Annotated in this window: 11 protein-coding genes and 2 pseudogenes; 4 read left to right on the plus strand and 9 right to left on the minus strand. The window is 68.8% G+C overall.

The window, feature by feature from the left end; all coding sequences use genetic code 11:
* Positions 1–814: 814 nt before the first annotated feature.
* The gene (locus ACGFU7_RS16625; protein ID WP_393696399.1) at positions 815–4,819 is read left to right on the plus strand and encodes an Ig-like domain-containing protein; all 4,005 of its coding nucleotides are present in this window, start codon (positions 815–817) and stop codon (positions 4,817–4,819) included.
* A 68-nt stretch (positions 4,820–4,887) separates the two neighbouring features.
* Here ACGFU7_RS16625 and ACGFU7_RS16630 read toward each other — a convergent pair whose 3' ends face one another.
* Positions 4,888–5,859 (minus strand): aldo/keto reductase, encoded by a 972-nt coding sequence (locus ACGFU7_RS16630; protein WP_393696401.1) that lies wholly within the window; start codon positions 5,857–5,859, stop codon positions 4,888–4,890.
* 325 nt (positions 5,860–6,184) lie between these two features.
* On the opposite strand from ACGFU7_RS16630, the gene ACGFU7_RS16635 reads away from it, so the two are divergent.
* Positions 6,185–8,428 carry a PQQ-binding-like beta-propeller repeat protein gene (locus tag ACGFU7_RS16635; protein WP_393696403.1) on the plus strand — a complete coding sequence of 748 codons (2,244 nt, stop codon included), beginning with the start codon at positions 6,185–6,187 and terminating at the stop codon, positions 8,426–8,428.
* A gap of 71 nt (positions 8,429–8,499) precedes the next feature.
* Here the strand turns inward: ACGFU7_RS16635 and ACGFU7_RS16640 are convergent.
* Positions 8,500–8,727: pseudogene (locus ACGFU7_RS16640) on the minus strand (GrpB family protein); the annotation flags it as partial.
* 79 nt (positions 8,728–8,806) lie between these two features.
* Positions 8,807–11,461: a SpoIIE family protein phosphatase gene (locus ACGFU7_RS16645; protein ID WP_393696405.1), complete on the minus strand. Its 2,655-nt coding sequence runs from the start codon at positions 11,459–11,461 to the stop codon at positions 8,807–8,809.
* An 831-nt stretch (positions 11,462–12,292) separates the two neighbouring features.
* Here ACGFU7_RS16645 and ACGFU7_RS16650 point away from each other — a divergent pair.
* Positions 12,293–13,933 (plus strand): cytochrome bc complex cytochrome b subunit, encoded by a 1,641-nt coding sequence (locus tag ACGFU7_RS16650; RefSeq protein WP_393696407.1) that lies wholly within the window; start codon positions 12,293–12,295, stop codon positions 13,931–13,933.
* A gap of 9 nt (positions 13,934–13,942) precedes the next feature.
* Here the strand turns inward: ACGFU7_RS16650 and ACGFU7_RS16655 are convergent, their stop codons facing one another.
* From ACGFU7_RS16655 to ACGFU7_RS16680, 6 genes are all read right to left on the minus strand, one after another.
* Positions 13,943–14,332 carry a cytochrome c oxidase subunit 4 gene (locus ACGFU7_RS16655; protein ID WP_393696409.1) on the minus strand — a complete coding sequence of 130 codons (390 nt, stop codon included), beginning with the start codon at positions 14,330–14,332 and terminating at the stop codon, positions 13,943–13,945.
* On the minus strand, positions 14,329–15,963 hold the full coding sequence (gene ctaD / locus ACGFU7_RS16660; protein WP_393696627.1) for a cytochrome c oxidase subunit I: 1,635 nt from the start codon (positions 15,961–15,963) through the stop codon (positions 14,329–14,331). Before ctaD ends, ACGFU7_RS16655 begins: the two co-directional genes overlap by 4 nt.
* A gap of 404 nt (positions 15,964–16,367) precedes the next feature.
* On the minus strand, positions 16,368–17,747 hold the full coding sequence (locus ACGFU7_RS16665; RefSeq protein WP_393696411.1) for a GH1 family beta-glucosidase: 1,380 nt from the start codon (positions 17,745–17,747) through the stop codon (positions 16,368–16,370).
* An 8-nt stretch (positions 17,748–17,755) separates the two neighbouring features.
* Positions 17,756–18,613 (minus strand): carbohydrate ABC transporter permease, encoded by an 858-nt coding sequence (locus tag ACGFU7_RS16670; RefSeq protein ID WP_393696413.1) that lies wholly within the window; start codon positions 18,611–18,613, stop codon positions 17,756–17,758.
* Positions 18,614–18,618: 5 nt separating this feature from the next.
* Complete coding sequence (locus ACGFU7_RS16675) at positions 18,619–19,566, minus strand: carbohydrate ABC transporter permease (protein WP_393696415.1); 948 nt, start codon at positions 19,564–19,566, stop codon at positions 18,619–18,621.
* Positions 19,567–19,577: 11 nt separating this feature from the next.
* A complete protein-coding gene (locus tag ACGFU7_RS16680) occupies positions 19,578–20,840 on the minus strand; it encodes an extracellular solute-binding protein (RefSeq protein ID WP_393696417.1) in 1,263 nt (420 codons plus the stop codon).
* Between the two features lie 481 nt (positions 20,841–21,321).
* Here ACGFU7_RS16680 and ACGFU7_RS16685 point away from each other — a divergent pair.
* Positions 21,322–21,729 (plus strand): annotated as a pseudogene (locus tag ACGFU7_RS16685) (FGGY family carbohydrate kinase); the annotation flags it as partial.
* Positions 21,730–21,732 lie beyond the last annotated feature (3 nt).

The raw sequence follows: 21,732 nt of genomic DNA on the forward strand, positions 1-21,732 counted from the left end.
GTAGCGTGGCAGTTGTCTTAACGGAGTTTGGTGGACACGAACAGGGACAACGCCAACCGTCGGGTGCGGCTGAGCTTCCTCGGCTAGTGGGTCGCTTCGGTGGGACTCTAGAGCGAAAGTCCGGCCGCACCAACTGAGCAGCGTGCGTAGCTGCCGCATGGGCTGTGAAGCCTGCCGGCAGGTTCTTCGTCTGCTGGCCCTGTGGACGGACGACGGCCAGGTCCACCAGATCCGCGAGCTCAAGGGCCGCGCCGAAGGCGGCAACCGGCCATCGCCGCCGGGGCGCCGAGTGGGCCGGCGACAGCGTCCCCGTCCTGCTCGCCACGTAGGCCGCTGCCTCACGGGCCGGCTGACCGAGCTCCAGCAGCGCATCGAAAGTCTCCAGCACTCTCCGCTGGCGTTTTCGCCGTCCGCGCTGGGCTCCGGCGCGGACGAGGCCCGTACCGCGTTCGACCAGTGGCGGTGCGGTGCCGGCGGCGAGGATCACACCGTCGGCGACCTCGCGGGCCGGCGCGCACGGCGGCAGGCGCAGACCGAAGCGGGGGGCGCTCATGCCGCGTCCAGGAAGTCGCGGACCAGCTCGGTCAATTCCTCGGGCGGGGTGGTCGGGCGGCGGCACTTTCGTCCCCGTACGCCCCCGTGGAGCGTCCGCGGGCCGGCACTTTCGTGCGTCCGGGGTCTTTACGCCGTCGCCACGGATGGTCTAGAACGACAGTCATCCGATGTTACGCGAGTCCGGCGTCTGATTTCTGCACGCCGCAGTGGAGTCATGCGCGGAGGCAGGCGCATTCATCGGACTACTGAGTCAACACCGTTGACTGAGAGCCGTACCGCCCTGGAGGGCATCGTGCAGAAATTCCCCCGCCGTCGCCGGCGGGTTCCGTACAGACGGGTCGTCGCGCTCTGCTCGGCGGCGCTCACCGCCCTCGCGGGCGCCGCCGTGGTCGACGGCGGCACCGCCGCCGCGGCCGCGGGACCGACCACCGCCTGGCAGCACGGAGACTTCGCGCTGGACCCGGCAGGTGTCGTCAGCCGATCCGACATCGTGCTCGGTTCGCCGAACTCCGACCCGACCGCGTCCATGCCGCTGGGCAACGGATCGCTCGGCGTGGCGGCCTGGGCAGCGGGCGGCTTCACCGCCCAGCTCAACCGCTCCGACACCATGCCGGACCGCAAGTCGCCCGGCCGGCTCAACATCCCCGGCCTGTCCGTCATTTCACACGCCGCCGACTTCCGCGGACAGCTGGACCTGACCGACGGCGTGCTGCGCGAGTCCGGCGGCGGCATGTCGATGAAGGCCTGGGTCGCGGCGGAGAAGGACGAGCTGATCGTCGACGTCTCCGGCGCGGACCCGGGCGTGGCGCAGACCGCCACCATCAACCTGTGGTCGCCGCGCAAGCCCGCCGCCGCCGTGTCCGGCACCGTCGGCACCCTGGCCGAGACCTGGGCCGACGGCAGCCCGCCGATCGGCAGCGGAAAGACCTTCGGCTCGCTCGCCGCCATCACCGCGGGCGGCCGCCGGGTGAGCACCACCGTCAGCGGCCCGACGCAGGTCAAGGTCAGCTTCACCCCGCACGCCGACGGCACCTTCCGGGTCGTCGTCGCCTCGCCGGGCTGGACGGGCGGCAACGCCGCCAAGACCGCCGCCAAGGTGATCGGCCATGACGCGACCGCGTCCGTACGGACCCTGACGTCCGCACAGGACCGCTGGTGGGACGGCTTCTGGGCGCATTCGGGCCTGATCGCGATGAGTTCGGCGGACGGCAGTGCCGAATACATCGAGAACCTGCGCACGCTGTACCTCTACGAAGAGGCGGCGTCGATGAAGAAGGGCATCTACCCGGGCAGCCAGGCCGGCGAGGCCGACATGTTCGCCTGGAACAGGGACACCCAGACCTGGACGCCGTCCGCGTACTGGCTGTGGAATCTGCGCACCCAGATCGCCGCGAACATGAGCTCGGGCAACTACCAGCTCAACACCCCGATCTTCGACATGTACGCCGACGACCTGCCGGCCATCGAGGCGTGGACCAAGCAGCAGATGGGCGGCCGTCCTGGCGCCTGCCTGTCGGAGACGATGCGCTTCAACGGCAACGGCATCTCCCCCGGCGTCGGCGAGAACGGCTCATGCAGCGAGCCGGGCAGCCCCAACTGGAACGCCCTGGATATCTCCTCGGGTCCTGAGGTCGCCCTCTACATGTGGGAGCAGTACCAGGGCACCGGCGACAAGGCCGCGCTGAAGCGGTACTGGCCGTTCATCAAGTCGGTCACCGAATTCCAGCTGGCCTACCAGACCGTGGGCGCCGACGGCCTGCTGCACGCCAACGCCAACGCCCACGAGACCCAGTGGGCGGTCCAGGACCCAACCACCGACATCGCGCTCGACCAGGCGGTCTTCCCGCTGATCGGCAAGATCGCGCGTGTGCTCGGCACCGACCGCGGCGCCGACAAGGCCCTGGTGGCCCGCGTCGCCACCGCGCAGACGCAGATCCCGCCCTACCCGCGCACCGACCAGGCCACCCGCGGCAAGCTGCTCAACCCCGGCTACACCGCGGCCGAGACCGCGGCCGCGGACGCCACCGGCACGGACATGATCGCGATCTCGTACGAGCCGGCGGCCGAGCGCAGGAACGGCGAGAACATCGAACTGGAGCCGCTGTGGCCCTGGAACACCGTCAGTGACCAGGACGCCAACCTGTTCTCGCTCGAGCAGCGCAGCTACGCGCACCGGCCCAACAAGGGCGGCAACGACTGGTCGATGGACGCCATCGACGCGGCCCGGCTGCAGAACCCCGCCGAGGTGCGCGGCAACCTGATCTCGCTGACCGAAGGGCACCAGGTCTACCCCAACGGCTTCGCCGACCTCGGCAACTCGGTCGGCTTCCAGCCCTATATCGAGCAGGAGTCCGGCGTCGCGACCGCGGTCGGCGAGGCGCTGGCCCAGGACTACGACGGCATCGTCCGCTTCGCACCGGCCTGGCCGGCCGAGTGGGACGGCGCGGGCAGCGTCTACATCCAGGGCAAGAGCAGGGTGGACGTGCAGGTACAGGGCGGCAAGCTGGTCACCGCCGCGATCGAGGCCGGCACCTCCGGCACCCTGCGGGTGAAGATCCCGTGGCCCGGGCAGCTCACCGAGGTCGTGGACGGCAAGAACGGCCATGCCGTCGTCCACGCGAGCACCGCGGACCTGCTGAACGTCCCCGTGAAGTCCGGCAAGTCCTATCTGGTGCAGCAGGTCGCCGCGCCCACCACCGCCCTGCCGTTCACGCAGGTCACCGGTAGCGCGCCGACCGCGGCCCGGCACCTGGGCGGCGTACAGCTCGGCCTGGACGCGGCCACCCGGTCCGGCAGCGCCACCGTCGGCACCGTGCTGGGCGGCACCAACCGGGACTACGGCCTCAGCCAGACCGAGGACGCCGGCTCCCCCACCACCGCGGGTGACGTGGCCGGGCTCGCCGCCCGCACCACAGAAGACGACCTGTCCTTCGACGTCGCCGACGACGTGGCCGCGACGGGGTCCTACGACGCCAAGGTCACGGTGTCGTACTACGACTCCGGCGCCGGCTCGCTGTCCGTGCAGTACGACGCCGGGGCCAAGGACCGCTACCACGAGGCCGGCACCATCGCGCTGACCGGCACCGACACCTGGAAGACCGCAGACGTCACCCTCAGCGGTGCCTGGTTCGGCGGGCTGCAGAGCGCGGGCGGCGACCTGCGGCTGCACTCGACGGCAGGCCCCTTCACCGTGCACAGTGTGGGCCTGACGGTCACCGGCGCCCGGGTGCCCGACCGGCACGCCTTCCCGCCGGCCTCGGCGATCACCACCCCGCGCGGCGGCGCCACCGTCAAGCTGGGCTCGGCGGTGTCCGGTACGGCGATCCCCGACGGCACGGTGACCGTGCGCGAGGCGTCAGGGGTGCTGTGCACCGCCACCGCGGACGACAGCGGCGCCTGGAGCTGCGCTCCCGACGGCGGCTTCACCCCGGGGCGGCAGACCGCCACCGCGAAGGTCGCCGCCCCGGGCGGCATGGTCAGCGACGCCTCGGCCGGGGTCGCCTTCGACGCCTCCGACCTGCCGCCCGGCACCGCCGTGGTCGGCTCGGTCGTCGGCGCCACCGACCACGCGTACGGGATGAGCGAGGACGAGCGGCCCTCGGGCGGCTTCGACGGCCCGACGACCGCCTCGGTGGTCGACGGCCTGTCCGCGCGCACCAGCACCCAGGGCAATATCTACTTCGACATCGACGACTCGATCGCGCACGCCGGGTACTACACGGCGACCTTCACCCTCTCCTACTACGACCAGGGCACCGGTTCCTTCTCGGTGCAGTACGACAACGGCGGCTCCGACCCGTACAAGTCCACCGCGGGAATCGCGCTGACCGGCAGCAACACCTGGAAGACCGCGACCGTGACGGCCACCGACGCCTACTTCGGCGGCCAGCAGCACTCGGCGGCGGACTTCCGGCTGCGCAACGGCAGTGGTCAACTGACGGTGCACAGCGTGGCGGTGAAGATCAGCGGTGACGGCGTCCCGAACGTCACCCACTTCGCGCCGCCGGTGACGGTCGCCTCGCCCGCGGCGGGCGACACCGTCGGTGCCGTCCCGGCCGTCTCGGGCTCCGCGGAGCCCGGCGCGACGGTGACCGTGACGTCCGACGACGCGGCGCTGTGCAAGGCCGCCGTTTCCGACAGCGGCAGCTGGACCTGCACCGGGTCCGGCGAACTCGCCGCGGGGCCGCACACGTTCAAAGCCACCGCGGCCGACCCGACCGGAACCCCGGCGGAACCGGCCACCGTACAGGTGACGGTGGCGTAACCAGCAGCGCGGGAAGGAGCGGTCCGGCCGAACGGCCGGGCCGCTCCTGTGCGTCGGGCCGGGCGGGCTTACGCGAAGCCGACGATGCCGCGCGGGCTGTAGTGCTCCTCAAGGCGCTTGCACTCGTCGTCACTCAGCCGCAGGTCGACCGACGCGACGGCGTCGTCCAGGTGCTGCGGCTTGGTCGCACCGACGATCGGCGCGGTCACTCCCGGCTGCCGCAGCAGCCAGGCCAGCGCGACCTGGGCGCGGGTGACACCGCGCTCGTCCGCGATCGCAGCGACGGCGTCCACGATGTGCCGGTCGGTGTCCTGGTAGAGGGTCTTGCCGAACTCGTCGGTCTCGCTGCGCGCGCTGGTGGTGTCCCAGGCCCTGGTGAGCCGGCCGCGGGCCAGCGGGCTCCACGGGATGACCCCGACACCCTGGTCGGCGCACAGAGGCAGCATCTCCCGCTCCTCCTCGCGGTAGAGCAGGTTGTAGTGGTTCTGCATGCTGACGAAACGGGTCCAGCCGTGCCGCTCGGCGACGTACTGCGCCTTGGAGAACTGCCATGCGTACATCGAACTCGCCCCGATGTAGCGGGCCTTGCCCGCCTTCACGACGTCGTGCAGGGCCTCCATGGTCTCCTCGATCGGTGTCGCCCCGTCCCAGCGGTGGATCTGGTAAAGGTCGACGTAGTCGGTGCCCAGCCGGCGCAGGCTGTGGTCGATCTCGGTCATGATCGCCTTGCGGGACAGCCCGCCACCGTTGGCCCCCGGCCGCATCCGGCCGTGCACTTTGGTGGCCAGCACGATCTCGTCGCGGCGGGCGAAGTCGGCAAGCGCCCGGCCGACGATCTCCTCGCTGGTGCCGTCGGAGTAGACGTTCGCGGTGTCGAAGAAGTTGATCCCTGCCTCGACGGCCTGCCGTACGAAGGGCCGGCTGGCCTCCTCGTCCAGCGTCCAGCTGTGGTTACCGCGGTCGGCGACGCCGTAGCTCATACAACCCAGGCAGATGCGGGAGACATCGAGACCGGTCGTGCCGAGTTTCAGATAGTCCATGGCCACCCACCCTACGTCGACGTCCGGTCGCCCTCACCGAGGGCGAGGCACCAGTCGAGCTCATCGGAGGCGAGGCATCAGTCGAGCACCGCGGGCCAGAAACCGTACCCCGAGACAGGGGTGAGATGGCCGCCGCCGGGCACCCTGGCGCGCCTGGGACCGCCTCTCTTGGCGGGCTTCGTCGTGTGCGGCACGGGAGCAGCCCTTGGCTCCCTGTTCGTCACCCGCTTTGTTCTGCCGTACTGCCCTGCGGCTAGTTTGTGTGCAGGACAGGTACGCAGGCCCGTGGCGGCAGAGGTGCACGGGGGACGGGAGGTCGGGAAGAGTGTCGCTGCGCGGAGGTGATCCAGCCGAGATCGGCGGTTATCCACTTGAGGCGCGGCTCGGCTCGGGTGGCATGGGCACGGTCTTTCTGGCCCGTACGAGTTCGGGGCGACCTGTCGCGATCAAACTGATCCACCAGCAGTTCGCGGGGGACGACGAGTTCCGCATCCGTTTCCGGCAGGAGGTGGCGGCGGCGAGGCGGGTGAGCGGCGCGTTCACCGCCGCCGTGGTCGACGCCGCCCCTGAGGCCGAGCAGCCGTGGATGGCGACGACCTATATCGAAGGGCACACGCTCGCCCAGCGCATCGCCACGAAGGGCCCGCTGAACGGAGCGGAGCTGAGGAGGCTCGCCATCGGGCTGGCGGAGGCGCTGCGCGACATCCACCGGGTGGGGGTCGTCCACCGTGACCTGAAGCCCTCGAACGTCGTGCTCTCGCCCGAGGGCCCGCGCGTCATCGACTTCGGCATCTCGCGCGCCGTGGACCAGCAGACGCTGACGATGACAGGGCGGGTCATCGGTACGCCGCCCTTCATGTCGCCGGAGCAGTTGCAGGCGCCGCGTGGTGTCGGGCCGCGGTCCGATGTCTTCTCGCTGGGGACGCTGCTGGTGTACGCGGCGACGGGCCACGGGCCCTTCGACGCGGACAGCCCATACATGACGGCGTATCAGGTGGTGCACGAGGAGCCGTCGCTGGGTGCCGTGCCGGTGGCTTTGCGTGCGGTCGTCGAGTCGTGCCTGGACAAGGAGCCCAAGGGGCGCCCCTCGGCGGACGAACTCCTCGTGCTGCTGCGGGACCTGCCGGCCGACCTCGGCGGCACCGACGCGAACGGGGTTGGCGCGGGCCGCACCCGCGACATGATCACCCAGCATCACTTCGCGACGCGGGCCACCCCGGCGCCGACTGCCCCGACCACCGCCCCGGCCGGTCCCGATACAGGGAACACCGGCGCCCCCATCGGCCGCCGTCTGCGCGGCCGATGGCGGCCTGTGCTCGCGGCCGCGGTCGCGGTGGCAGCGATCGGCGGGGGAGTCGCCGCGCTGAAGGTGGGCGGCTTTGGGGAGAACAGCGGCGGCGACAAGGGCAACAGCGTTGCGGTGCCGGGTGCCGCACTTCCGGACGGCTTCGGGCCGTGGCGCAAGACCGTGCAGGGCGGTCGCGAGGACATCCCCGACGAGCTGCGCTGCGTCGCGCGCGGCGACGCGCTGTTCTGCGGGGGCGGCGGTGTTGTCGCGACCCGTATCAGGGCCCTGGACGGCTCACGGGTGTGGACGGCGAAGAGCCCGGGCGTCCCCGTCCAGGGCATGCACCTGGTGGGCGCCACCGACGACACGGTGCTCGGTTACCGCTTCGCTTCCCAGGACGCCCCGCAGGACCCTCCCAGCGAAGTGGTGGCCATCGACGCGAATAATGGCCGGGAGCTGTGGTCTGTGCCGTCCGGCGCCCAGTCGAGGGCCGTCACGGGCCGGACCCAGGACGCCCTTGTGGTCGGCTCCGCCGTCGTGACGGTCGACGCTTCCAACTCCCGCTTCGAGGCCCGGGACGCGCACAGCGGCAGGGTTACCTGGACGACGCCGTTCCCCGCGGGTACGCAGTGCGCTCCCGTCCCGATGGGCGCGCAGCTCCTGGCGATGTGCGCGACGAACGCGGAGGTGGATGCCTCAGAGGTGCGCCACCCCACCCTGTACACGGTCGACCGCGCCTCGGGGACGCTGGGCAGGCCCATCGCGGTCAACGGCCCCGCCGTGCCGATGGGCGTTGCCAACGGCAGGCTCGTACTCCTTCAGGAGCACATGGAGGGAACGGCGCCGGCCGGGTACGACGGGGTGGCGCGGGTCGACCCGGCCTCGCGGAAGGTCGCGTACTCCCGACTGGCCACGACATACGCGGGGACGCCCGGCATGGCGGACGGCACCGTCTACGTGAGCGGGCAGACCGGTCTCGTCACGGCGCTCGACCCCGCGACCGGCCGGAAGAAGTGGTCGCGGCAGATGGGCGTGGAGGGCGCGTCGGGTCCCGTGGCGGGAACCGACGCGCTGTATTTCAGCTCGGCCACCGGCCGGGTGGTCGCGCTGTCGCCGTACGATGGCAAACCCCTGTGGACAACAGATCCGCAGGCGGATGGTTTGACGGGCGAGCAGGGCGCAAGCCCGCGCGTGACCGTCGCGGGGCGTGCACTGATCGTGGCCGCGGCCAAGAACACTCTCTTCGCCTTCGACGCGCAGAAGCCGCCGAAGTCGGGCTGACCCCGCCGGCAGCGTCGCCTGAGGTACTCGCGTCCCGGGACACCGGCGGGGCCAAGATGCTCGAATCCCAAGCGCTGGACGGCTTCGACGACAGCCGGGATACGAGCGGACGCACAGCCCACCTGCACGTCGATGACTGGCTTTGCGTCCAGTCCGGGCACGGACGTGGAGCCGATGTGTTCGACGTCAGCGGAGGCCCGCAGCAGCTGACGTGAGGTGTCACGGACGAGCGTATGACCCATCTCTGCCCAGGCTGGGTCGTGGGCCACCACGTGGATGGGCTCATCGAGATCCACCATGACGCCAGACCAATGACAGCCGGCCACCGGTCGGGTGCGCCGGTAGCAGTCGACTCACCCGACCATGAGAAACGACGCCTCAGGGCGCTTCGCCGACGGCAGGGGCTGCCGGCAGGGCCTGCTCCACCCAAATGGTCTTGCCGGTGGGCGTGTAGCGCGTGCCCCATTGCTGCGCCATCTGGGCGACGATGAACAGGCCGCGGCCGCTTTCGTCGTCAGCCGCGGCGTGGCGCAGATGGGGTGAGGTGTGACCTGTGTCGGCGACCTCGCAGATAAGGGTCTGGTCGCGGATGAGCCGGACGTGGATCGGCCCGGCGGCGTAGCGGATGGCGTTGGTGACCAACTCGCTGACGATGAGCTCGGTGGTGAACGACAGCTCGTCCAATCCCCATGCTCCGAGTTGCCCCGTGGCCATGGCGCGGGCGTTGCCGACCATCGCCGGCTCCGCGGGCAGTTCCCACACAGCCACCTGGTGATCGTCGAGCACCCGTGTGCGTACGAGGAGCAGGACCGCGTCGTCGTTCGCCGGCCCCGGCACCAGGTTCGCGACTGCGCGGTCACAGAGTTCTTCCAAGGGACGCCGGGACTGGGCGAGGATTTCGGCGAGCAGGCCGAGTCCGACGTCGAGGTCGTCGGCCGGCGTCTGGACGAGGCCGTCGGTGAAGAGGGCGACAAGGCTGCCCCGCGGCAGCTGGAATTCGGCGGTCTCGTAGGGCAGACCACCCAGTCCCAGCGGAGGGCCCGGCGGGAGCTCCGGGTAGGTGGCGACGCCGCTGTCCGGCAGGACGAACGCAGCCAGCGAATGGCCTGCACGCACCATGCTGCACTGTCCCGACACCGGGTCGTACACCGCGTACAGGCACGTCACCCCCAGGGCTTCGTCATCCTGGGACCGCGCGCCGCCTGCGCCCTGAGCGGCCGCCCGCTCCTTGGCGGTCTGGCCGACCAGGTCGTTCAGGCGCGAGAGGAGCTCGTCCGGGGCGAGGTCCAGGCGGGCGAGGACGCGTACGCCGGTACGCAGGCGCCCCATGGTGGCGGCGGCGAGCAGTCCGTGGCCGGTCACCTCCCCGACGACCAGGCCGACACGCGTGCCCGACAGCGGGATGACGTCGAACCAGTCACCGCCCACCCCGGACCGGCTGTCGGCGGGCACATAGCGGCTCGCCATCTCGACAGCGGTCCGCTCCGGCAGCCGGTGAGGCAGCAGGCTGCGTTGAAGCCTGAGGGCCGCAGTGTGCTCGCGCGTGACGACCAGCATCAGCACGACGCCGAGCAGCAGGGCTCCGAGGCCCACGACGGTCACCCCGCCCGTCGGTCCGATGAACGGCAGGTCGATGGAGGTCTCACCGTAGTCGGGGGCGGCGTAGACGCCGAAGGCGGCGTAGCAGAAGAGGAAGAGCATCGTCAGCCCGCCCAGACCCGGCAGCAGGCCCTTGAACAGGAAGTCCCTGGGGCTGCGGGTGAGCACCCTGCGGAAGTACCAGACACAGGCGAAGCCGGTGAGGCCGTAGTAGAACGCGATCGCGAGGCCGACCGACTCGATGGAGTCGGCCAGGACGTTGCGGCTGATTGCCGTCAGGAGGACGAGAAAGCCGATGGAGGCCAGGCCCAAGCCGATGGTCGACCAGGTCGGGGTGAGGAATCTGCGGTGCAGGCGGGCGAATCGGGAGGGGACGGCCTTGTGCACGGCCATGGAGAAGACGGTCCGGGCCATCGGGAGGATGGTGGTCTGGGCGGAGGCCACCGCAGAGGTCAGCACCATGAGGATCAGCAGCTTGGAGAGGAAGGGCCCCAGGCCGTGGCTGCCGAAGACGGCGTTGCCCAGGCCCGAGAGCACGTCCCCCGCGTTTTCCTTGTTGCCCAGCCCGATTCCGGCGGAGCCGACTCCGGCGAAGGCCTGCGCCGAGGTGGCGACCAGGGCGTAGATGACCAGCAGGAGCACAACGGAGATGACGGCGGCGCGCCCGGGGATGCGCGTGCTGTCCACGGTCTCCTCGTTGACCGTGACGGCGGTGTCCCAGCCCCAGTAGATGAAGACGGCGGCGAGGATGCCCGAGGTCAGCGCTTCGGCCGATGGCACGTGGAGGGGGTTGAACCAGGAGGCGGAGACATGGATCGCCGTCTCGGGGTCGCTGGTATAGACCTTCACCAGGGCGGTGACGGCGAACAGCACCAGTACGGCCACCTCGATGAACAGGAGCCAGCGCTGAACGGCAGCCGAGATCTCGATGCCGATGTAGCAGATCGCGGTCATCACGATGATCCAGACGACGCCCGCGATGGTGGTCCACACCCTGTTTTCCGTGAGTGAGTCGTAGCCCAGGAGCCGGAAGCTGTAGATGCCGCCGATCTCGGCGAGGTTCGCCATGACGATGATGTCGGCGACGATGATGCCCCAGCCGCCCATCCAGCCGGTGCGCGGGCCGAAGGCACGGGTTGCCCAGGTGAAGGTGGTCCCGCAGTCGGCGTTGCTCGCGTTGAGTTCCTTGTAGGCGTACGCGATCAGCAGCATCGGGACGAAGGCCAGCATCGTGATGATCGGGGCCTGCAGGCCGACGGCCGCCACGATGAGGCCGAGCGTGGCCGCGAGGCTGTACGCCGGGGCGGTGGATGCCAGGCCGATGGCAACGGAGGAACACAGTCCCAGGGCGCCGGATTTGAGCCCTTTCCTACCCGCGCCTGAGCCGAGCGCGAGCCGCGAGTCGGACGCGGCACGGCTACGGGAGAGCTTCACACCGGATGCCAACCTCCTCATTTGCCTTCAGGTCACCATTTTCGCCGCAGGCGAGGAGGCCCGCCACGGGAGACCGGCTGGATGATCTACGCCGCTGTCAGCAGGACCAGTGGTACCGGACTGCCGAGCGTCCGGTCCGGCGGGACCGCGGCGCTGCCTCGGCGAGCGCGGCACGGTACAGGAAGGCAGCCCAGTGGCCGCTGACGACGCGGGCAGAGCCACCGTGACGCCGACGGTCATGGCGCGGGCACCGGTGACCGCGCAGCGGCCTGCCGCCTGCCGCCCGTCAGCCAAGCCCTCTCCGGCCCGCGGCCCATATCAACGGCCTGCCCGCCGCCGACCACATCGGCCGGAACGTTCATGAAGCCCTGCCCTTCCTGGACACCGAAGCCATCGAGCCCGACGTCCCATCGACGAGCGTCTGAACGGCCTGCTCCCGCTGCTGGAAGGCCCCAGCGCCCCTCGGAAGAGACATGCGGCCGGCTCCTCGGCGCACTGATCGACCCGGAGCACCACGATGACGTGGCTCTGCTCATCGCGTGTCCTCGGGCAGGGGCCCGCCGAAGCCTCCGCCACCGCCCCGACCTGCACCGCCCCGAGCAGAACACCGCTTCCGCCGCCGCCGCCGTCGTCGGCGGGGCCCGTACATCGCTCGCGGGGTGGGCCCGACGCACCGGCGCGGCCCCACCCGGCACGTCAGGGCCAGGTCGGCCGATCAGGTGCCGATACCGCGATTCTGCGTAATCCCTTCGAGTAATGCGTTACTCGTAAAGGGCGAACCGGAACAATAAGGGACGGGTGGCAGAAGGGAGATCGACGGGAGAGTGGTGCATGCCCCTACGGAGACGTAAGGCGCAGCTGAAGGCCCCGGCCAGGCAGACGGCAGTGAGCGGATACGGTGCGGTGGATGGGCGCCTGCCCGTCAGCGAGGTGGCCAGGCAGTTGCTGCGCAAGGCCTTTCCCGACCACTGGTCTTTTCTCCTCGGCGAGATCGCCCTCTACTCCTTTGTGGTCCTGCTCCTCACCGGCGTGTACCTCACCCTGTTCTTCGACCCGAGCATGATGGAGAGCGTCTACACCGGTTCCTATGCGCCCCTGCAGGGCGTGAGGATGACGCAGGCCTACACCACCACCCTCGACATCAGCTTCGACGTGCGAGGAGGCCTGCTGATCCGTCAGATCCACCACTGGGCGGCACTGGTGTTCGTCGCCGCGATCGCCGTCCATATGCTGCGGATCTTCTTCACGGGCGCCTTCCGTAAGCCGCGGGAGGCCAACTGGGTCGTGGGCGTGACACTGTTCGTACTCGCGCTCCTCGAAGGATTCGCGGGCTACTCGCTGCCCGACGATCTGCTGTCCGGTACGGGCCTGAGGACGGCGGCCACCATTGTGGGGTCGATCCCTGTCGTCGGAACGTACGTGGAACTGTTCGTCTTCGGAGGGCAGTTCCCGGGCAATGACGTGATCCCTCGTCTGTACGCCGTGCACATCCTGCTCGTGCCCGGCCTCATCGTGGCGCTGATCACCGCTCATCTCATTCTGGTGGTCCACCTCAAACACACCCACTGGGCGGGGCAGGGGAAGACCAACAAGAACGCCGTCGGCTCACCGGCGTTCCCGTACTTCACCGCGAAGACCACAGGTTTCTTCCTCATGGTGTTCGGCGTACTGGCCCTGCTGGGCGGGCTCGCCCAGATCAACCCCGTATGGAACTACGGTCCCTACCGTGCCGACCAGGTTTCCGGTAACGCACAGCCGGACTGGTATGTCGGGTTCCTGGAGGGCGCGCTCCGGCTGATGCCGCCATGGGAGACCGACATCGCGGGTCACACCGTCATGTGGAATGTGTTCATTCCGACGCTCGTGCTGCCGGGCGTGGTCTTCACACTGCTGTTCCTCTACCCCTTCTTCGAGCAGTGGGTGACGGGCGACCGCAGGGAACACCATCTGTGCGACCGGCCGCGCAACCGGCCGACCCGCACCGGGCTCGGCGTGGCGGCCATCGTCTTCTATGCCGTTCTCCTGGTCGCCGGTGGCGACGATGTCGTCGCCTTCTCGTTCAGGGTTTCGGTCGAGGTCATGACCTGGATCCTCAGGATCGCGCTGATCGCCGCCCCGCTCCTGGCCTTCGCGCTGACCAAGCGCCTGTGCCTCGCCCTTCAGATGAGGGACCGCCGCCGGCTGACCGAGGGCGAGGAGACCGGCCAGGTGACCCAGTCGATGAACGGCGATCTCTCGGAGAGCCACCGCAGCCTGAGCCCGACAGCCCGCTACCGCATTCTGATGCGCGATGTCCCGACGCCCCTGGAGCTTCCCGCGGAGGGCCCGATCCCGCGTCGGCGGCGGCTTCGGACCGTACTGAGCGGCTGGTACTACGGGGACCTCGTGGAACTGCCCGCCACGGACGAGCAACGGTCCCGGGTCGTGGAGCGGACTGCGCCGCCGGAGCTGGTCCGCGAGCCCGAGGACTGAGAGCCGCCCTCAGCCCTGCACACGCGCGTACTGGAAGACCATTCCGAACACCCCCGCCAGGGCCAGGCCCAGCCCGATCAGGAAGAGCCACAGACCGAACACCACACCGAGAGCGAGCAGGGCCATCCCCGCGGCTGTCAGCGGCGGCCAGATGCTGTGCGGAGAGAAGAAGTCCACCGGGCCGGACCGCTCATGGATCTTCCCGTCTCCGCGGTCCTCGGGGCGCAGCCCCTTCCTTCGGTAGTTGGTGGCGAAGAAGAACGCGACCAGCAGCGCCATGAGGAACGAGATGGTGAGCGCCGCCGTGCCTGTCGGATCCCGGGACCACACGGCGTAGAGAGCATCGGTCACGAGAAAGAACCCCGCGACTCCGGCGAAGAGAATGGCCTCGGTCTTCATTCGCCCGACTCCTCCTCAGCGCCCGAAATGGAGTGGGACCCGCCTCGGCCGAGGCCCGGCTTCTCCTTCAGGGGGTGGTGCAGGTCGAAGGCCGGCGAGTCGGAACGTACGCGGGGCAGAGCCCGGAAATTGTGCCTCGGGGGTGGACAGGAGGTCGCCCATTCCAGGGAACGGCCGAACCCCCACGGGTCGTCCACCTCGACCTTCGGTGCGTAACGGCTGGTGTGCCACACGTTGTACAGGAACGGCAGTGTCGACAGGCCCAGCAGAAAGGAGCCGACGGACGAGATCGTATTGAGCAGGGTGAATCCGTCCGCCGCGAGATAGTCGGCGTAACGCCGGGGCATTCCGACCTCCCCCAGCCAGTGCTGGACCAGGAAGGTCAGCTGAAAGCCGACGAACAAGGTCCAGAAATGGATACGTCCGAGGCGCTCATCCAGCATGCGTCCGGTCAACTTGGGCCACCAGAAGTAGAAGCCGCCGAACATCGCGAAGACCACTGTTCCGAAGAGCACGTAATGGAGGTGGGCGACGATGAAGTACGAATCGGTGAGATGGAAGTCCAGCGGGGGCGAGGCGATCAGCACCCCACTGAGGCCACCGAGGAGAAAAGTCACGAGGAAGCCGATCGCCCAGAGCATGGGTGTCTCGAACGAGATACTGCCGTGCCACATGGTGCCGATCCAGTTGAAGAACTTGACACCGGTGGGCGCGGCGATGAGGAACGACATGGCGGAGAAGAACGGCAGGAGAACGGCCCCCGTAGCGAACATGTGATGGGCCCAGACAACCGCCGAGAGCATGGTGATGCTGACCGTGGCCATCACCATTCCGAAATACCCGAACATCGGCTTACGGCTGAACGCTGGAATGATCTCGCTCACCACTCCGAAGAAGGGCAACGCGACAATGTAGACCTCGGGATGGCCGAAGAACCAGAACAGGTGCTGCCACAGCAGTGCCCCGCCGTTGGCGGAGTCGAAGACGTGCGCCCCGAACTTCCGGTCGGCTTCGAGGGCGAGCAGTGTGGCAGCGAGCACCGGAAAGGCGAGCAGCGCGAGGATCGAGGTGAACAGAACGTTCCAGGTGAAGATCGGCATCCGGAACATGGTCATACCGGGGGCGCGCAGGCAGACGATCGTAGTGATGAAATTGACCGATGCCAGGGTCGTGCTGATCCCCGACAGCACCAGGCCCATGGTCCAGAGGTCTCCGCCGGCGCCGGGCGAGAAGACGGCACTGTTCAGCGGGGCGTAGGCGAACCAGCCGAAGTGTGCCGCGCCGCCGGGCACCACGAATCCGGACACCACGATGATTCCGCCGAAGAGGAAGAGCCAGTAGGTGAGCGCGTTCAGGCGAGGGAAGGCGACGTCGGGTGCGCCGATCTGCAGCGGCATGATGGCGTTCGCGAAGCCGCCGAACATCGGCGTGGCGAACAGCAGCATCATGATGGTGCCGTGGATGGTGAACAGCTGGTTGTACTGTTCTGCGCTGACGATCTGAAGTCCCGGCCGGGCCAGCTCCGTTCGCATGAGCATGGCCAGCACTCCGGCCAACAGAAAGAACCCGAACGCGGTGACCATGTAGAGATTGCCGATGACCTTGTGGTCCGTGGTCGTCAGCCAGCCCATGAGTCTTACACCAGCATTGATGCGCCTGTTGGCCACCGGCTCGGCCGACGCGGTTTCCTGCAGGTCCTGCGTCATCGGTCCACCGTTCCTCCCGGTTGAATCGATGGTGGAGCCTGCCGGCATGGACGGCGGTACGACTGGCGGTGTCACCTCGAATTTCACCGGTTCACCGGTGCTCCGATCAGGTGTCCCAGGGTTCCGCCGCGTTCTGGACGGCGACACGATGGGCCTGGCGCTCTCCGGCGCGGTGAACCTGTTCGACCCCGGAGGCGGTCGCCCTGGGCGGGATGTTCCGCGGGCTGATGCCGGGGTGCGGGGTGCGGGGTGCGGCGGTCCGGAGGTGTACGAGGACTCAATCGCCGGACAGGCCGGAATCCAGCCCGTCCGGCGATTGAGGACGTCGTTCACGACCGGTTCGCGGCGATCAGCTGCTGATACCAGCGGTAGCTGTCCTTCGGGGTCCGCTCCTGGGTGTCGTAGTCGACCCGGATGATCCCGAACCGCTTCGCGTAGCCCAGCGCCCACTCGAAGTTGTCCAGCAGCGACCAGACGTAGTAGCCGCGTACGTCGACACCGGCGTCCATCGCCGCCTTCAGAGCCGTGAGGTGACTCCGCAGGTAGCCCACCCGGTCGGCGTCGTGGACGGCACCGTCCGGGTCGACGGTGTCGAACTCGGCGGAGCCGTTCTCGGTGATGTGCACCGGCGGCAGGGCGGCACCGTACGTCTGCTTCAGCGCGGTCAGCAGATCGGTGAAGGACTCGGGGACGACCGGCCAGCCCATCGCCGTGCGCCGGACGCCCGGGTAGTCCGTCTCCGTGTACCGGTTGTCGGTGGCAACCCGGAGCGCGGGGTCCGCCTCGCGGTACGGGGCGGCGGCGACCACGATGGGGCGGTAGTAGTTGATGCCCAGGAAGTCCAGCGGCTGGGAGATCAGCTCCAGGTCGCCCGCACGGCGGAAGTCCTGCGCGGTGATCAGCTCGCCCCAGGTCTCCTCATCGGTCGCCGGGTAGCGGCCCGCGAGGATCGGCTCGGTCCACACCAGGTTGTGCTGGGTGTCGGCGCGGACGACGGCGGCGAGGTCGGCGTCCGATTCGGTGGCCGGGACATTGCGGTCCAGGTTGAGTGTGATCCCCGCCTCGCGGACACCCGCGGCGCGCAGCGCCTTCATCGCCAGGCCGTGACCGACGAGCAGATGATGCGCGGCGGCCAGCGCCCCGTTGCCCTCCTTGGCACCCGGCGCGTGCCGGCCCACGGAGTAGCCGAGGAAGGCGCTGCACCACGGCTCGTTGAGCGTGATCCAGCGCGGCACCCGGTCGCCGAGGTGCTCGGCGACGATCGACGCGTACTCGCCGAACCGCTCCGCGGTCTCCCGCACCCGCCAGCCGCCTCGGTCCTCCAGCGCCTGGGGCAGGTCCCAGTGGTAGAGGGTGGCGGCCGGTTCGATGCCCGCTTCGAGCAGCGAGTCGACGAGCCGGGAGTAGAAGTCCAGGCCCTTCCGGTTGGCCGGCCCGCTGCCGTCGGGCTGGATCCGCGGCCAGGCGATGGAGAAGCGGTACGACTCCACGCCCAGGTCGCGAAGGAGCGCGATGTCCTCGGGGTAGCGGTGGTAATGGTCGCAGGCCACGTCACCCGTGTCGCCACCGTCCGTCTTGCCGGGCGTGTGGCTGTAGGTGTCCCAGATGGAGGGGCCGCGGCCGTCCTCCTGCGCGGCGCCCTCGATCTGGTACGAGGCCGTGGCCGCGCCGAAGACAAAACCGGGCGGGAAGGCGGGGAACTCACTCATGACGGACCTTACTTGACGGAGCCACCGGAGATACCGGCAGCGATGTACTTCTGGGCGAGGACGAGCAGGATCGCCGCGGGGATCGCGGACAGCACGGCCGCGGCCATGACCGAACCCCAGTCACCGACGTGCGCGCCTATGTACTGGTAGATGCCCAGAGTGATCGGCTTGACGTCGTCGGTGGTGTTCAGCGTGAGGGCGAACATGAAGTCGCTCCACGCGTACAGGAACGAGAACAGACCGGCGGTGATCAGCGAGTTGCGGCTCATCGGCAGCACGACCTGGACGAAGGTACGGAAGCGTCCCGCACCGTCGACCTCGGCGGCCTCGATGACCTCCCGCGGGATGGCCACCATGAACGAGCGCATCAGCACGATCGCGAACGGGATGCCCAGCGAGGAGTCCGCCAGCATGAGGCCGAAGTACGAGTTGACCAGCCCGAGGTCCACGTACGCGCTGTAGAGGGCGTTGGCGATGACGATGCCCGGGACCATCTGGGTGATGAGCGTGCCGAAGACGATCATCTTGGTGCCCGGCAGCCTGAACTGGGCCAGCGCGTAGGCGGCGGGCGCGGAGATGGCCAGACAGATGACGACGGCGCCGAGTGCGACGGCCAGCGAGGTCAGCAGGTTGGTGCCCTGCTCGCTGATGGCCGAGCTGAAGCCGGACAGGTCCAGGCTGTGCGGGATCGCGTCCACTTCCAGCAGACCGGACTCGGGTTGCAGCGCGGTGTTGATCATCCAGTAGAGCGGGAAGAGCATCACGCAGAGGATGACGAGGCCCGCGGTCATGGAGCCCCAGCGCCGCTTCGGCCTGTTCCGGTCGGCCTGCGACGGGACGGCGGGGATGTGGGTGATGGTCGCCATGCCGGTCACTTCCCCTCGTTGCGGTTGGCCCGCAGGTAGAACACCGCGAAGACGGCGGATATCAGGATCAGGATGTTGCCGACCACAGCACCGGCTCCGAAGTCCAGCGAGACGAAGGAGTTCTGGTACGTCAGGGTGCCCAGGGTCTGCGTGGAGTCGGCGGGTCCGCCGTCGGTGAGGGCCAGAATCAGGTCGAGGATCTTGACGGTCGACATGAAGCCGAGCACCAGGACCACGGTGATGACGGGCTTGAGCAGCGGCAGGGTGATGGACCGGAAGGCCCTCCAGGCGGAGGCACCGTCGAGCGCGGCGGCCTCGTACAGCTCCTTGGGGACCTCTTGGAGTCCGCCGTAGAGGATCACCATGTTGAACGGGATGCCGATCCAGATGTTGACCAGGACGACGGAGACCAGGGCCATGCTCGTGCTGGTGAGCCAGGGGGTGTCACCGAGGCCGAAGATGCCGAGGAAGGAGTTGAGGACACCGGTGTCCTGGTCGAGGATGCGCCGCCAGACGATGCCGGAGACGACCATCGGGACCAGCCACGGCAGCAGGATCAGCGAGCGGAGCACCCCGTTGAGCGGGAACCGCTTGGTGAAGAACACCGCCAGCGCCAGGCCGATGCAGAACTGGCCGATCAACGAACCGATGGTGAAGAGGATGGTCTGCCGGAGAGCCTTGCCGAACAGGTCGTTCTGGAAGACGTTCTTCCAGTTGTCGAACCCGTTGAACGGGGCCTTACCGGTGAAGAAGGTGGACGGCGAGTAGTCCTGGAAGCTCATCACGACGTTGCGGACGAGCGGGTAGCCGAAGAACAGCAGCATGAAGACGACCGCGGGGGCGAGGAAGCCCCACTGGGAGAGTTTCCTGCGGCGCTTGGCCCTCAGCGGGTCAGGAGTCTTCGTACTCGTGGCGATCGGCGCGACGGGCGCGGGAGCAGTGGTGGTCGACATGTTCAGTTACCTCAGTTCCCGCTCTCGACACGCTGCTGTGCGTGCTTGAGGACGCTCTCGCTGGACTGGCCGGTGAGAGCGGCCTGGAAGGCGCTCTGCAGGGCGAGCGACACCGAGGACCAGCCCGCGCCGAGCTCGGCGGTGCGCGACCGGGCGGTGGCCACCTGGTCGGCCAGCGAGCTCAGCTCGGGAACCTTCTTGCGCCAGGTGTCGGCGGCCTTCTGGTTGGCCGGGATCATCCAGCTGTTCAGCGCGTAGGTGATCTCCTCCTGCTCGCTGGTCATGCAGTTGATGATGCGGGCGGAGGTCTTCTCCCGGGCGGTGTCACCGATGTCGGGGATGGTCAGCATGCCGCCGCCCAGCGGACCGACCGAGTCGTCGCCGGTCTCGGGGACGGGGATCTGCGCGATGCCCCAGTTGAGCCCCTTCTTGGCGTTGAGGGTCTCGACCTGCCAGGGACCGTTGATCATCATGGCGGCGTTGCCGGCCATGAACTGGTCGTTGACGTCCGCCTGGGTCCAGTTGACCGTGGACTTGGACAGCGAGCCGTCCTTGAGCAGCGCCTTCCAGTAGTCCAGTGCCTCGACGACCTCCTTGCTGCCGAGGTCGGTCTCGCTTCCGCCGTTGGACCACATGAACGGCGTGAACTGGTAGACGCCGTCCTCCGCGCCGCCCGCGCTCAGGGCGATGCCGTACCGGCTGCCCCGGGTGAGCTCCTTCGCGCTCTCCTGCATCTCGGCCCAGGTGGTGGGCACCTTAAGGCCGGCCTTGTCCAGGACGTCCTTGTTGTAGAACAGCGCGAGGGTGTTCACCGTGCGCGCCGCGCCGTAATAGGTGCCCTTGTACGAGCCGTAGTCGACGATGCCCTGGGGGATGTCGTCGGTGGAGACGCCCAGCTTCCTGAGGTCCTCCAGCCCGCCGGTCCCGGCGAACGTCGGCATCTCGGAACCGTCGAACTGGACGATGTCCGGCAGCGACTTCGAGGAGGCCATCCGCAGCGACTTCGTCATGACCTGTGCGGCCGGAACGCTCTGCTGCTCGATGGTGACGCCGAGCTTCTTGCTGCACCGCGACAGGGTGGCGGCGTCCCAGCTGTGGTACGAGTCGTCGGTCGAGGAGTTCAGGACGGTGTACACGTTGTCGTCCCGCTGCTGGCCACAACCTGAGAGAACTGTGCCGGCGACTATCGCGGAGACAACGGTGAGCGGGACGATGACCCGCCGATTACGACGACGGCGCCGATGGCGCAGACCGTCCCGGGAAGATGCTGTCACGTGGGTGCCCTTGCATGAGAGGGGTGCCGGCCCGGCGGGACCTCTCCGTCCCGACCAGGAGATTCATACGCCCGGGTACGGGTCGGCAGGTCCGTACCGGGCGAGGCGGGGGTGTCCGGCGGCGGTCCGTCGCCGGACACCCCGAGGTGTCAGCGGATGCCGAGCAGGTCGAAGGTGAGCTTGCCCGCGGCGGAGGTGAAGCGGTTCGACATTGGTCTGCCTCTTGTCGACAAGGGCCCGGACGACTTCTCTGCCGGCCGGCCGATTTGTTGGCTGGCAGTACTAATACGGCATCTCAGCGTTTGTTTCTAGAGCAGCCCCGTGGCACATGCGTCACATGTGGGCAACCTGACTGCTGTCCATGAGGTCCTGCGCTTGACCAGGGTGGGTCGGAAGGGTGTTCGCGCACTGTCGAAGCGCTTCGACAAAAGATTTGTTTTGTGTACGATCAAAATCGGGACTCATAGGAACGAGGTACGTCATGCCGCTGCGACCAGCCACGAAAGCGGCCGGCGCACCGGCATCGACCGTCATCGGAGCGGACAGCTCCACCCGGTCCACGAAGGCCGTGATCGTCGACGTGTCGACCGGCCGGCTGCTCGCGGTGCGCCGAGCCCTGCACACCGTGACCGGCCGCGACGGCGCGCGCGAGAGCGACCCCGAGACCGGGTGCCAGGCGCTCCGCACCTCGGTCGCCGCCGCCCTTGCCGCGTCCGGCCCCGATCCGGCCGCCTTGGCCGGCCGGCAGCACGGCCTGGCGACCCTGGACGCCGACGGCGCACCTCTGCGCCCCGCACTCCTGTGGAACGACACCCGCTCCGCCCCTCAGGCCGCAGCTCTCACCGCTGAGCCCGGCCCGGACGCCTGGCTGGACCGGGTGACCGCCGTCCTC

It is taken from the genome of Streptomyces sp. NPDC048473, assembly GCF_043200155.1.
GTDB lineage: Bacteria > Actinomycetota > Actinomycetes > Streptomycetales > Streptomycetaceae > Streptomyces.